General features: G+C 51.7%; 14 protein-coding genes and 1 pseudogene. 1 reads left to right on the top strand and 14 read right to left on the bottom strand.

Annotation, left to right across the window (positions count from 1 at the left end):
• The first annotated feature begins 125 nt into the window (after positions 1-125).
• Positions 126-1040, top strand: coding sequence for an MBL fold metallo-hydrolase (locus tag M0P91_RS00075; RefSeq protein WP_295062732.1), 915 nt, complete (start codon positions 126-128; stop codon positions 1038-1040).
• Here M0P91_RS00075 and M0P91_RS00070 read toward each other — a convergent pair.
• The 14 genes and pseudogenes from M0P91_RS00070 to M0P91_RS00005 form a co-directional block, all read right to left on the bottom strand.
• Complete coding sequence (locus tag M0P91_RS00070; protein ID WP_295062729.1) at positions 1001-1528, bottom strand: YceI family protein; 528 nt, start codon at positions 1526-1528, stop codon at positions 1001-1003. The genes M0P91_RS00075 and M0P91_RS00070 overlap by 40 nt on opposite strands.
• Positions 1525-2478: a hypothetical protein gene (locus tag M0P91_RS00065; RefSeq protein WP_295062726.1), complete on the bottom strand. Its 954-nt coding sequence runs from the start codon at positions 2476-2478 to the stop codon at positions 1525-1527. The genes M0P91_RS00070 and M0P91_RS00065 overlap by 4 nt, the downstream gene beginning before the upstream one ends.
• Complete coding sequence (locus M0P91_RS00060; RefSeq protein ID WP_295062723.1) at positions 2475-4019, bottom strand: hypothetical protein; 1545 nt, start codon at positions 4017-4019, stop codon at positions 2475-2477. The genes M0P91_RS00065 and M0P91_RS00060 overlap by 4 nt, the downstream gene beginning before the upstream one ends.
• Positions 3994-4635 (bottom strand): ABC transporter ATP-binding protein, encoded by a 642-nt coding sequence (locus M0P91_RS00055; RefSeq protein ID WP_295062720.1) that lies wholly within the window; start codon positions 4633-4635, stop codon positions 3994-3996. Before M0P91_RS00055 ends, M0P91_RS00060 begins: the two co-directional genes overlap by 26 nt.
• Positions 4632-5711 carry an FtsX-like permease family protein gene (locus tag M0P91_RS00050; RefSeq protein WP_295062717.1) on the bottom strand — a complete coding sequence of 360 codons (1080 nt, stop codon included), beginning with the start codon at positions 5709-5711 and terminating at the stop codon, positions 4632-4634. Before M0P91_RS00050 ends, M0P91_RS00055 begins: the two co-directional genes overlap by 4 nt.
• A complete protein-coding gene (locus tag M0P91_RS00045) occupies positions 5708-6166 on the bottom strand; it encodes a hypothetical protein (RefSeq protein ID WP_295062714.1) in 459 nt (152 codons plus the stop codon). The genes M0P91_RS00050 and M0P91_RS00045 overlap by 4 nt, the downstream gene beginning before the upstream one ends.
• Before the next feature lie 289 nt (positions 6167-6455).
• Complete coding sequence (locus tag M0P91_RS00040) at positions 6456-7571, bottom strand: hypothetical protein (protein ID WP_295062711.1); 1116 nt, start codon at positions 7569-7571, stop codon at positions 6456-6458.
• Positions 7572-7644: 73 nt separating this feature from the next.
• Positions 7645-8667 carry a chemotaxis response regulator protein-glutamate methylesterase gene (locus M0P91_RS00035; protein ID WP_295062708.1) on the bottom strand — a complete coding sequence of 341 codons (1023 nt, stop codon included), beginning with the start codon at positions 8665-8667 and terminating at the stop codon, positions 7645-7647.
• A 3-nt stretch (positions 8668-8670) separates the two neighbouring features.
• Positions 8671-9153 (bottom strand): chemotaxis protein CheD, encoded by a 483-nt coding sequence (locus M0P91_RS00030; protein ID WP_295062705.1) that lies wholly within the window; start codon positions 9151-9153, stop codon positions 8671-8673.
• Positions 9153-9992 carry a HAMP domain-containing sensor histidine kinase gene (locus M0P91_RS00025; protein WP_295062702.1) on the bottom strand — a complete coding sequence of 280 codons (840 nt, stop codon included), beginning with the start codon at positions 9990-9992 and terminating at the stop codon, positions 9153-9155. Before M0P91_RS00025 ends, M0P91_RS00030 begins: the two co-directional genes overlap by 1 nt.
• Positions 9993-10251: 259 nt before the next feature.
• Positions 10252-11073: a protein-glutamate O-methyltransferase CheR gene (locus M0P91_RS00020; protein WP_295062699.1), complete on the bottom strand. Its 822-nt coding sequence runs from the start codon at positions 11071-11073 to the stop codon at positions 10252-10254.
• Complete coding sequence (locus M0P91_RS00015; RefSeq protein ID WP_295062696.1) at positions 11063-13207, bottom strand: chemotaxis protein CheA; 2145 nt, start codon at positions 13205-13207, stop codon at positions 11063-11065. The genes M0P91_RS00020 and M0P91_RS00015 overlap by 11 nt, the downstream gene beginning before the upstream one ends.
• Positions 13200-13463 (bottom strand): hypothetical protein, encoded by a 264-nt coding sequence (locus tag M0P91_RS00010; protein WP_295062693.1) that lies wholly within the window; start codon positions 13461-13463, stop codon positions 13200-13202. Before M0P91_RS00010 ends, M0P91_RS00015 begins: the two co-directional genes overlap by 8 nt.
• A 1-nt stretch (position 13464) precedes the next feature.
• Positions 13465-13838, bottom strand: a pseudogene (locus M0P91_RS00005) (chemotaxis protein); the annotation flags it as partial.

Raw genomic sequence — 13838 nt, 5'->3', positions numbered from 1 at the left:
AAGATTACCATCTGATGTTACACACTTTTCGGGCTTTGCCCGAAAAGTGTGTAACATCAGTTAAAAGGACTCCCCAAAGAAAAAATCCGCTAAGATACTCCCCATTTTGATGAGAGGATTCTCTTATGGTTGAACGATACACATCCCAAAAAATCCCTTTTTCCACCATTCTCCGATGGCAGTTCACCAAATACCTCTCCCCCCGTAGCGAGGATAAACATAATCTCTTCGTTCAGACCCACGATTCCCTTCCCGACGGAGATTATGCCATGTGGATGGGGCATGCGTCTCTCTGGCTCTCTTTAGCCGGTACGACCCTCACCATTGATCCGGTATTCGGCGATATACCCATGCACAAACGTCACACGCCGCTTCCGGTTCCTGTCAATACGCTGCATGCGCAGATCATCCTCATCACCCATGCCCATTATGACCATTTTGACCGATCTTCCGTCCGTATGCTCCTCAAACACAATCCTGAGGCGGTTATTGTCGCTCCGATCGGGTTTTGGCGCTATTTAAACAAAGAGATTGAACGGGAGCGGTGTCTTGAACTGGAGTGGTGGGAGTCGGTGATGATCGGGGGGCTTTTCATTACCCTCACCCCGGCCAGACACTGGAGTAAACGGACCCCTTTTGATACCAACAAAGCGCTATGGGGGGGATACGTCATCCAAAGCAAAGAGCACTGTCTCTATCACAGCGGCGACACGGCACAAGGGGGGCATTTCAAAGAGATTGCGGAGCGTTTCGAGATCGACGAAGCCTTTCTCCCCATCGGAGCCTACCGGCCCGAGTGGATCATGCGCCACAACCATCTCAATCCCCAAGAAGCGATCGATGCGGCCATCGATCTAAAGGCCAAGAGCCTCATCCCGATTCACTACGGGACGTTCAGCCTCTCCGACGAACCGCTTCATGAGCCCAAAGCGTGGTTTGAGCATCGGATTGAGACCAATCCTCCCCCTTTTCGGGCGAAGCTCCTCGAAATCGGGGAGATTTACCGTTTTAACGACAAATCGACGTTCACATCAACCTGATCGCGTACCGTCAAAAACATCAGTTTAATCGGTTTGATCCCGTAATCGCTCATCTTAAGGGAACCGGTCGCTTTAATGTGGACCTTATTCCCCTCTTGGGCGATATTTCCCTCGAAATTCATCGCTTTGGTGACGCCGTGGAGGGTCATCATCCCTTTGAGCGTATAGTTCCCGTCCCCTTTGACAACGACATCCTTGATCTCAAATACCGCTTTGGGAAACAGAGCCGATTCGACCGCCTCTTGCATATGCTCATCACGCTTTTTATTATCGCTCATAAGAGAGAGCATCCCGATTTCTACCGAACCGTGCAGGGTCGCCGGAGCATCGTCCATCACCAGATGGGAGGTCGCTTTCTTGGTCCACGGATCGATCGTACTGTCACCGAATACCTCCGTATGCGCTTTAATCAATCCCGACTCAAACGTCAAATTGCCTGCATACACCGAAGCGGCCAATAAAACCGCCAAACTCAATTTTGCTATCATGATACTCTCCTGAAATTAGATGAATAAATAAGTATATAAACCGCCAATACCGCGACCGCAATCCACAGCTGATGGTAGAGGGCGACCGCATTGGCCGCCGATGCGGCAACCCACCCCACTCCGACCATCGCGATCGCAATGTGGCGAATATTGTGCATCGCGATCAGCGTGCGAAATAACAAGACATTATAATAGGAAATGACGATAGGATAGACAACCGCCAGCCCCGGAGGGTAATGCATGTAGTATAAAGCGTAACTGATCACAAACAGTGCCCAGATGATCCATCCCTGCCGCTTTAAATTCTCCCCGTACCGATACGCCAGATAGACGCCGACGAGATGGGATACGATAATGAGCCCCGTGTAATCGCTCCAGATATCCATCCCTTCCGATCGGCTCAACGTCTCAAAAAGGGCCGAATCGGTAAAAATCCACACCATCATCATCGCCACGATCCGTCCGTCCAGCCTCTTTTCACAGGGGCGAATCTCTGAGGGGAGGGGGCTAAAACGCAACGCGACGATCGAAATAAGGGGCAAAAAGATCGCAATATCGCCCCGAAGGGCGAACGGATACGTGTACAATGCCGTCCCCACCGTATACGAAATCGCCAATCCGAACGCCAGTTGACGTTTGCTCTGCGTCCCGAACAAGTAGAGGAGCAGCGGAGTCGTGTACCCCACCACAAAGCCCAGAACCAGCAAAACCCCCAGTGAATAATTGGGGTAAAACCAGGAGAGCATCACCTGGATTCCGAACAAAAAGCACAGCTCCGTTTTAATCCCGAGATGGCGCCAGTAGGCACTCAGCAAACTCCCGACAACCCCCCCGATCGGGAGGGTAAAAAGCTCCTTGATATCCGAATCGAACGCCCCGACAACCCCTGTTTGCGCGATCAGAAGGTAATAGAGGAGCTGTGAGCTCAGAACGATAACCAGAAGGTTCATTTTCTATCCCGCAGCACAAGCCAGTACAAAAGCCCGTACGCTCCGTCATACAAGGATACAAGCAAAGCAATCCCATCCAAGATCCCCGCAAGATAGAGCGAAGCGAACGTAGCCGACACCACCAGCCGCAATGTTGCGCTGATTCCCGCCAGCCGGTCGGCATCGCCGTCCATCCCGTTCCAATGGAGGATCCCCGTTCCGATCATAAAGGCGAAAACGACATACTCGTACGTACCGCTGAAATGAAATCCCAGAAGGTTAAAAATCACCCCTCCGAAAACAAGGAGGAGCGCCCCTCCCGCCGCATCACTCAAAAAGCCGTTCAGATGGTACCATTCAAGGGGGGTACGCAAAGGGCGATACAGGCGCCGGACCAAAACCGTCCCCGCCAAAACGACAAGCCCCGCCCCCATAATCGAACGCAGCAGCCAAAACGGCTCAACGCTTCCCCCCACCCATCGTGCCTCGATGCTTCCGGCGACGCTAAGAGAGAGGGCCATCAAAAGGATCAGTACACTCCATCCGATCGCAAAAAAACGGTTGAATATCTCTCCCGCCAAACGGTGCGCGACGCTGAGCCCCATAAAAGCGACCCCAAGCCCCATCGCGATATGGGCATGCCCGACGACGAGATCGTTACGGTGGATCAGCTCCCGAATTTCGGGGATAAAGAGGATATTCCCCTCCACATCGACCAAAGCAAACGCGAGAATCGAGAGGATCAGATAGGGGTTAGTTTTAAAACTCACCCCCGCATCCCGGAGCCATATCCACAACAGCGGCAGATAAAGCAAGGTGAGATACTGAAAAATCCACTCTTCGGTGTAACTCAGGGGATGGACAAAATTGCGGATGGCCAACGAGACGATATACCCCCCCAGCGGAATGATCCACAACCCTTTCCCTGCCGGGACGAACGGACGGGTCGCATTGAGTTTGATCAACAGATAGTAGATCGGAATCAGCGCAAAGCTCATCCCCAGCGTATTGTCCCCGTGCGGCCCCACCAGCGTCTGTTCCACCTGCCCGTACTGAGGGTTCATCAGTACCAGCAGCAGCAGCGGGGCGACCACCACCGCCGCAAGGGAGATATTGACCCAAAGGGGCCGTTTTTCATACCGTCGGAGGGCATCGACCAAGGCCAAAAGGTAAAATATCCCGCTCCCCGCCAGGATGAAATTGAGCTGATAGGGAAAATCGTAAAACGGAAGCCCCCGGATATTTCCGAACAGAATCGACATCGTCATAAAAAGCAAAAAGAGGTTCCACACCGCAAAATAGCGGCGCAGATGGGAGAGCCCTTTTTCACTCAAAACCCCCTCCTGTTCAAACAGGGCAAACGGAAGGAGAGAGAGGATCAACGGAAAAAACCCGTACAGCATCTGCGAGATATGAAGCGAACGGGCACGCTCGGGGGAGAGGAGCGTTGCGTTGGCGTCCAGACCGATCATCTCCAGCGAATAGACCAATCCCGCCAAAAGCCCGAGGGTGAGCCAAAACAGCCCTAACGGGAGTTCAGCGTGTAATAACTTTTTTAACAACGCCATCCTCCATTTCGATAATCGTGTCGGCAAACTCGGTGATTTTTTTGTCGTGCGAGGCGACGACGAACGCCGTCCCCTCTTGTGAAAACTGAGCGAACAGCTCATATACGCCGAGGGCATTTTTCGTATCCAGATTTCCCGTCGGCTCGTCGGCAAAAACGACCCGGGGACGGTTGATCAGAGCACGCGCGATCGCGGCACGCTGCCGTTCCCCCCCCGAAACCTCATCGCTGTAGCGCCCGCCCAGACGTTCGATCCCCAGACGTTCCATCAGCGGATCGATCTGATCGGCATATTCCGCCAACGCGGCCAGCGCGATATTCTCCCGCAGGGTCAAATAGCCGATCAGATAGTGAAACTGAAACACGAATCCGATTTTGCGGCGACGGAACGTGTCGATATTTCCCAACGCATCCAGACCCTTCCCCTCATACCGCACCTCTCCGTGAGTCGGATGCAAAAGGGTGGAGAGGATCGAGAGGAGCGTCGTTTTGCCGCTGCCGCTTTCGCCGATGATCGCGACAAATTCCCCCGGGCGGATCGTGACGTCAACCCCCTTCAGAACCTGTTCGCGCCCGTAAAAGTGCTCCAGAGATTTCCCCTCGATCGTCATTGCGACCCCTTGTTGATCAAGCTGATCGGATCGATCCGGGAGGCATAGAGGGCCGGCAAAAAGGTCCCGGCCAACGCCATCGCCACCGAGACGACAAAGACGTTGATCACCATTGCCGCACCGATTTCACCGTTGATGTACCCTTGAAATTTATCGGCATGCTTGATCACGTCCAATACCCCTTCGCTGATCCCCCATGCTGCAAAAAATGCGGCAACGGAGATGATCAGCGTTTCACTCAAGAGACGGAGAATAATCGTCGTGCTTGAGAGGCCGATGGAGCGCATGATTCCAAACTCCGCCCTGCGGTCATTGACCACCATGCTCATCATGCTCACAATCCCCAAAATCCCCATCAAAAATGCCATCGCTCCGATCACGTCGGAACTGGTCCGGATAATTTTGAACTGATTGTACGAATCGATAAAACTGTCGGTGGTTTTTGCCTCAAGATCGGGGTTCAGGGCATTGATCTCTCGAATGAGAGAATCGCTTTTCCCCAAATCGTTCAGGCTGATGAGAAAAATAGAGGCGCTTTTATGAAACAGCTCCCCCCCCTCATCAAGCCCCATGACGACGCCGCCGTCTTCAAATCCGATCCGGCTTTTGAACACGCCGCTCACCCGAAACTCTTTTTTGGAGAGGACAATCGTGCGAGGGTGTTTGAGGGTATCGTCAATTTTTCTCCCCAAAATCACCTCCCCTCTTTTCGGATGCCTCCCCTGAGTCAGCGCATAGCTCTTAAAGCGCGTTTCGCTCACACCGTAAATCGCGACAATCGGCAAAGCATCGACGGGAGCGGCTCCCAAGATGAGGGCATTCACCTCTTTCACCCCCTCAAAACCGGTAATCGTCTGCGTCAGGGAACGGTTGATATCGCTGAAAAAGGTATCGGCAATCCCTCTTTGGGTGACGATGATGTCCCCGTCCGTTTTCAGCATCGCCGAATACATCCCGACGACCCCCTCGGCAATCGCCCCGATCAGAAAGATAGCGGCAATCGAAACGCTCATACTCATAAAGATAAGGGCCGTTTTAAACCGGTTTTTACGAAGGGCTTTGAGGGGGGTTATCACGGTTCAATCGCCTGCTTCAGTTCTGCTGCGGAGGTGATGTAGCGGATGGAGCGGAGAAAATTCCCCTTGAACGTCATCACCGTCACTTTCTCCTCTTCGGAGGGAAATTTAAGCCCCAGCTCTTCGTCTTGAATCAATAAGACCGTGTGGGGATATTTTTGCATTTTCGGCAACGCAAACGCTTTGGTAATAAAATTCGGCATTTGACTGATGTCGGCGATAAAAGCCGCATTGTTTTTCACAAGATACCCTTTATCCTGCGCGGACAGATACTCATTGACCATCGCACCCGTCCCTTTTTCAAACGCCATAATCAGCTTTTCGGGCATGACTTTGAGCGCATGGCGTTTCCCGAACTGATCTTTAAGATCCAACGGTGTGACCGATTGTCCAACGCTATAAGGGGCCCCCCATACACTCACTGCCAAAACCAATCCCATAATCGCTTTTTTCATACCTATCCTTCTCACCATTTTTAGTTGCTTATTGTGGCACAGTTTGTTTAAAAAAATAGTACCGTTTGATTATGAATTTTTGATGATTTTTAGGTAACCGCGACGATCGTCACGGCTTTATAGAAACTGATGTTACGCACCTTGCCCTAGCAAGTGCAACAGGGGGAATTATTCTCCCGCATCCGGAAGATGTGGGTAGCTTTAGGGGGGTGCAGGGGACAAATTGTCCCTGCCACTTTACGGGCTTTGCCCGGAAAGTGCGTAACATCAGCTAAAAGGAGAAAATAGGCTATTTGTGGCGCATTTCGCTGATAAGATCCAAAATCTGATTGTGATGTTCCAACGTCAGATGAAAACTCTCATCCATCACCTTCTCAAGATGGTTCATCTCGGTCAGGGTAATCCCGAACGGATCTTTTTTCTCCGTTTTGACTCCCCCTGCGCTTAGGGTGATATTATCGAGTTTTTTCGCTGCATGACGGAGAAAATAGGTGAGAAAATACCCTCCCGAATGATCTTTCTCGATCGCCACAACCGCGTAAGTCGCCTTGCTCCCCTCGAACGTTGTATTGGGGAGAAGCGTTTTAAAATCCTCGATTGCCAGATACCCGACATAGACCTTGGTATAGATATCGTGGTAGCGCTGTGTCGCCCCCCGGTTAAAAAATTCAAGGTCTAACGGAGCTTTACCCCGCAATGAGCGTAACATCCATGTCAGGGTAGCATAATATTTAAACGATGCCGTTTTGATCTCTTCGGCATGGGTGATTTTAGGGCTCAAAATACGGCGCATCGGTTCACGCGGCGATTTAACGCTGAGGCGCTCAAAAATATGACGGGCACTGTAAGGCTGAGTCAGCCAAACCGACGCAAACAAAGGGAGGTCCGATGTCCCCGTCGCCCCTTCATTGAGTACCAGAAGCGCTTTCACCTGATAGCGGGGAAAGAGCACTTCCAACAGGGCACGCTTTTTACGGAGCCGTTTTTTGAGGTTGCTGACCGATTTTACCAGGGTCATCTCCACAAAATAGAGCTCTTTGTCGGTAAAGAGGAGTCCGTCAAATTCACCGATCTCTTTGTGCCGGGCACGATAAATGATCTGCCCTTTCCAACTCACCGACAACGCATCGCTTTGCGCACGGGTACGGTGCTTGTGAGGCCCTTTGATGATAAACCTTTTAATTTGCGGCTCATTCGCCGCATAACGGAGAAGCTTTTCGTAAATATAGTTCTCGTACACTTCCCCCTCGAATGAGCGAAAAGCACTGATATAGGCTTCATCCTCCATGTTCAATCCCTTGGCTTCAAGGGAGAGAAGATGGTCAATATTGTAGTCATAGTAAAGGAGATTATCTCCGAGTTCCTCATCACCCGAAGGAATCACTGTATCGTTAATCGTGAGCATCAAACTCTTTTATAGTTTATATTAGGGTATTAAATAAATACCGATGAGATTTTACTTTATTTTAGATAATAAATTAGAGCGATTCTACAATTGCATTCGCTATTTTATGCAGGGGTAATTGTTTTTCAACCGCTCCGAGTTCATACGCAACTTTCGGCATCCCGTAAACCACACAGCTTGCCTCATCCTGACCGATCGTTTTTGCCCCCGCATGACGCATCGCCAACAGCCCTTTGGCCCCGTCAGCCCCCATTCCGGTCAATAGTACGCCGATCGCATTGGCACCTGCGATTTTGGCAACCGAGTGAAAAAGGACATCCACCGAAGGTTTGTGCCCGGAGACCTTCTCACCGCTCCCGATCTCGACATAATAACGGGCCCCCGAACGTCGTACCACCATATGGTAATCCCCCGGCGCGATCAAGACGACCCCCGGAGTAATCGAATCGCCGTTTCGCGCTTCACGAACTTCCATCGTGCAGATACCGTTGAGCCTCTCGGCAAAGGGGCCCGTAAAATTGGCCGGCATGTGCTGAACGACAATCGTCCCGGGGCCGTTTCTCGGCAATGCCATCAGCAGATCTTTAAGGGCTTCGGTCCCTCCGGTTGAAGCACCGATCGCCAAAATTTTATGGGTCGTCTCTGCCAGCGAGGTCGTATTGGCCTGCTGCAGCGATCGCAGAACATGCTGCTTGACGTGGACCTTGGCGGCGATTTTTATTTTGGAGATGAGTTCGTCGCGCATCTCCTCTTTGCCGTCATAAATATGCGAATGGGGTTTGGGGACAAAATCGACCGCCCCCGCTTCGAGTGCATCCAACGTTGTTTTTGCCCCGGCCTGCGTCAGCGAAGAGACCATAACTACCGGTATCGGCATATAGTGCATCAACCGTTTCAGAAAAGTAATCCCGTCCATTCGCGGCATCTCGACATCCAGACAGATGACGTCGGGGCGGAGTTCCACGATTTTATCCCGGGCGATGTATGCGTCCGCAGCGGTCCCCACCACGTGAATCGTCGGCTCCGATTCGAGAATTTCGCTTAAAACGGCCCGTGCCGTGGCACTGTCATCCACGATAAGCACTTTGATCGACATCGTTTATTCCCCCTCTACTTCGCTTCGCGCGACGTATTTCAGCAAAATTTTCCCCCGTTCCAGATCAAACTGGATTTTTCGCCCGTTGCGTCCCCCGACATCCTGAGCCGCAATCGGTATTTTATACTCATGGAGAATCTCTTTGGCAACCATAATGTTTTTTTCACCGATCATCATCGTATTCGAAAGGGGACCCACATTCAGCGATGCCCCCCCGAACACTTTTGCCTCCATCCTGCTGGGATGCGACCCTTTTGAAATCATCATTTCAATCAGTTTCGGAATGGAGATGTTTCCGAACTTCGGCGATTGCAATCCGTTGCCGTTCCAAAACGGAAGGAGGTAGTGATTCATCCCCCCCATCCCAAGCCGCGTATCATACAAACAGACGGCGACGCACGATCCCAACACCGTAGAGATGGCGGAGGGGGAGTAATCGATATGCAGCTGACCGACATGGATAAAAGTAGAACTCCCCTGAATCATTAAAGCTCAATTGCATCATCAAAGGATTCAAAGAAAAAATCGTTTGATCCAAATGCTTCGGAATTTTCCAAAGCGGTTTGAAGCGGCAAATCCACCATAAACGTCACCGAAGTGCCATCGGTTTGATAATCGATAGAGCCGTCCATCAGTTCGCTTAAATCCCGGACGATACTCAGCCCGAGTCCCAGTCCGTGCGCCCCTTCGGGTCCGGCGGCAAAACGGGTATAGACCTGTGCTTTGTACTCCACTTTGGGCCCCTCCCCGTCATTCTTGACCGAAATATGCAATCGCGAATCGTTCTCACGGACGGTGATAATGACATTGCCCTTCTCTTTTCCGTAATTGCAGGCATTATCGATCAGATTACGGAAGATCAGATAGAGCCGTTGCGGATCGCCCACAATCTTTTGCTCCACCGTGTTCTCCACACTCATCCGAATCTGTTTCTCTTCAATCGTATAGCGCAACGCTTTGATTGCCTCATCGACCAAATCTTTAATATCGACCGATGCATAGCTGATATCGACTTCACCGTTCTCTATCTCTGCGGCGGCAACCAGATTTTGGATCCGAAAATCGAGCGTCAATGCCTGTTCATGGACCAATGCGTAGATGGTTTCGAGTTTCAAATCGTTCTGCGGTTTCAAATGGGGGATCATGCTGAGTAAAACCGCGATCGGATTGTTCAGGGCATTGGCCACCAGAGATAAAAAACGGGATTTCGCTTTTCCGCTGTCAATCAGCTGTTTATTAAGATCCAAAATTTTACGGCTTAAAAATTCAATCTCCGAATAGGTGTTTTCACACTGTTCCCCTTTGCAACTGAAGCACTCTTCCATGGTCTATTTTCCCTTTTATTTACTATCTGATGTTATACACTTTCCGGGCAAAGCCCGGAAAGTGGCAGGGACTAAAGTCCCCTGCACCCCCCTGAAGCTTCCCGCATCTTTCGGATGCGGGAGAGATAAGCAACCTGATGTTACGCACTTTTCGGGCAAAGCCCGGAAAGTGGCAGGGACTAAAGTCCCCTGCACCCCCCTGAAGCTTCCCGCATCTTTCCGATGCGGGAGATTAACCGCTCTGATGTTATGCACTTTTTTAGAGTCGTTGATAAATCGACGACCCTATCAGTTTAAACGTCTCGCGCTGGCTTGTCAGCGATTCCGAACTCCCCAGGAACAAAGGGGCGCCCGGAGAGAGGACCCTGCCGAATCTGCGGACAAGTTCCTGACGGGTCACATCGTCAAAATAGATCATGACGTTGCGGCAAAAAACCATATCGAATCTGTTTTTGAAAAAAAACGGATCGGTGACCAGATTGTACAGACGAAACGTCACCTTCTCCCGTAATTTCGGGACGATTCGATAACGGATTCCCCTCTCGTCTTTCAGTTTTTCAAAAGAGCGAAGAGCAATCTCTCGCGGGAGAGACTCAACCTGTTTGGCTTCATAGCTCCCTTCGATCGCTTTTGCCAGTACTTTGGAAGAGATATCGGTCGCCAGAATCTTGATATCCCATTGATCAAAATCGCTCAAATGGTGTTGCAGGAACATCAAAATCGTATACGGTTCCTCTCCGCTGGAACACCCTGCCGACCAGATACGGATCTTTTTCTCCCGTTTCGACGCCGTCAATTTCGGCAGATAGCTCTCCAGCCACACCCACTGTGCCGATTCTCTGAAAAAAGAGGTGACGTTGGTCGAGATCGCACTGACGAAAAAAGAGAGCTCCTCACCGCTCTCATCGTGTACGAGATAGTCGTAATACTCCCGAAAGCTCTTCAGCCCCAAATGGTTGAGCCGCTTGTTCAGCCTCCCTTTGACCAGGGTGCTTTTCTGTCTTGAGAGGGAAATTCCCACTTTATCATAAATGTAACGGCGAAAAAGTTCGAACTCTTCATTTTTTAGTTCAATTTCCACCACGCGATGCCTCTATCAGCGGGCGCAGTTCATCGACATTGAGGATCAACGCGATGTCGCCGCTCCCCAGAATCGCTCCGCCGGAGATCTCTTTGAGCTTTGCGAGAGCTTTGCCCAGCGGTTTGATGACCACCTGCTGACGTCCGACCAGTTCATCGACCATGATGGCGATCCGTCCCGCTTCGGTTTCGACGCAGACGAGTATCCCCTCCCACGGTTCGATCCGTTTTGTCGGGAGGTTAAATACGTCGCTGAGGCGGATCACCGGGATATGCTGACCGCGCATACTGACGAACTCCCCTTTCTCTTTGAGGGCATGGACGATCTCACGTTCGGGGCGGAACGATTCGACGACGCTGAGCGTCGGGATGATATAGATCTCCCCCGCCGCCTGTACGAGCATTCCGTCGATGATCGCCAGGGTGAGGGGGAGGACCATGGAAAAGGTGGTCCCCTCCCCCTCTTTGGATTCGATTTCGATTTTTCCGCGCAGTTTTTCGATCGAGGTTTTAACGACGTCCAACCCCACGCCGCGCCCCGAGAGGTCGCTGATCGCATCGACGGTCGAGAATCCCGGCTGCATGATCAAAGAGAAGAGTTGGGAGTCGGTGAGGTTTTCGTCTCCGCTGACGACCCCCCTCTGAACCGCTTTTTGGAGCACTTTCTCTTTATTGATCCCCCGTCCGTCATCGCTGACGCTGATGACGATACTGCCGCTTTTGTGGTAGGCACGCAAGGTGATGTTCCCTTCGGCGTTTTTCCCGACTGCAATGCGTTCGTCGGCGTTGGCTTCGAGGCCGTGGTCGATCGCGTTGCGGATGATATGGATCAGCGGATCGGAGAGGCTGTCGATCATCGTTTTATCGATTTCGGTCTCTTCCCCCTGAACGTTCAGGTGGAGCTCTTTGAGGGTTTTTTTGGAGGTGTCGCGCACCACCCGTTTCATCTTATCGAAGGTATCACGGATCGCGACCATCCGCAGAGACATAACCCGGTCTTGTATCCGTTTGGTGATCTTGGAGAGGGTCTCGATGGCACGGCTGATCGATTCGTCTTCGATCACGCGGATCTTATCGTTCTGGGCGATGAAGTTTTGGGCGATAACCAGCTCCCCCACCGAATCGAAGAGTTCGTCAAGTTTGAACGTATCGATACGGATCGTCGATTTGGAAGCGGTGACGCTCGGGGTATCAGATCCCCCCCTCCGGTCCGATTGCCGCCGGTCGGGAATCTCCCGTTTCTCTACCACGGGCGCAGCCGGTTCTTCAGCGGTTTGATCAGCAACGGCCGCGTCATCGTTTGCAGCCGCTGCATCGGCAACCATCACGTCGATGGGGGTGATGGCGTATTCATGGTCAAATAAAAATTCGAAATTTTCCCTAACCTCTTCGATCCCCTGCGGCGTAAGAAGGAGGGTCACCACTTTTTTAATGCCGTTCTCATCGCATGCGAACCGTTCAAGGGGTTCAATCGTCTCCATATCGAAAAAGCTCTCCATCGATACCGCTTTCTCCCCCAACAGGGTGAGAAAAAGGAGATGGTCAAACCCCCGTTTATAGCAGTCCTTATCGAGGGTCAGTTCGACTTTATAGAGGGTTGTCCCTTCGGTTTGCTGCGTTTGGAGGAGCTCTATCGTTTTGGCGATCTCCCTATCCATCCGTTCCTCACAGCTGAAAGTGAATTCGGACGCCAAATCCGGCAACGCTTCGGCAACCGTTTCGATCATTGCGGGAGAGGGGGCATCCTTTTTCGACGCGATCAGCGCTTTGATTTTTTCCAGACACCCCTCGTACCCGTGCGGCAAATCGGGGAGGGCGTCGAGTTCACACGTCATCACCTCGGTGATGATATCGACACTGTCGACAAACAGCCCCAGCTGATCTTGGGATATTGTATCATGGGTACTTCGGTAATAATCGAGGACGTCTTCGAAGTGGTGGACAAATTCTCCCAGACGGGTGAAACCAAAGGCGTTGGCATTCCCTTTGAGGGTGTGGACTCCCCGGAATATTTCGTTCAGCAGGTCGAAATCCTCCGGATTCTCTTCGAAGCGGAGGATATCGACATCGAGCTTTTCGATGATCTCCCCTGCCTCTTCGATAAAGATCGCTTTGACTTGTTCTTGTTTAGTCATGACACATCCAATGCAGTGTTCCATAGCCCTCCGAGGTGGTCGATCCCTTTTCGATAAAAGGGATCGACACCTCCGGCCGGGTCCGTTTCAAACTCACCAACAACGAAATCAGAGCGCTGCTGCGCACCGGCAGAGCCTCTTCGATCTCTATGGTTTCAATATACTCCAGACGAGGACGGACAAACTGTTCGAATGCCCGGATCTCTTCCATCGACATCTCCGGCTCGATGGTCAGCACGTCACCGTCGAACTGCATCTCAGAACTCTTTCAAGTCGTCCTCATGCAGAGGGAAGATCTCATCGGCTCTGGCCGAAGCGCCTCTGCGTTGAGGAATTTGAGCGCTTTTACGCGGGGCGCTTGAGGGTTTGAGTTCCAGAGAACTGCGTTGTTGCCGTTTCGGCGGGTTGACATGCGATTCGCTCTGCATCCCCACCATTTGGGCCAGTACGGCAATCGTCTCCATCATTGCGCTTGCTTGGGCGTTGAGCTCTTCGGCGGCGGCGGCCGCCTCTTCGGAGTTGGCGGCCACTTGTTGGGTCACTTGATCCACTTGTCCCATAGCCTGATTGATCTGGTTCATCCCCTCTGCTTGTTCACGGCCGGAGATGGAGATCTCACCGATCAGGTCGG

Source organism: Sulfuricurvum sp. (assembly GCF_023229695.1).
Classification (GTDB): Bacteria; Campylobacterota; Campylobacteria; order Campylobacterales; family Sulfurimonadaceae; genus Sulfuricurvum.
This window is presented reverse-complemented; position numbering and strand designations above follow the sequence as displayed.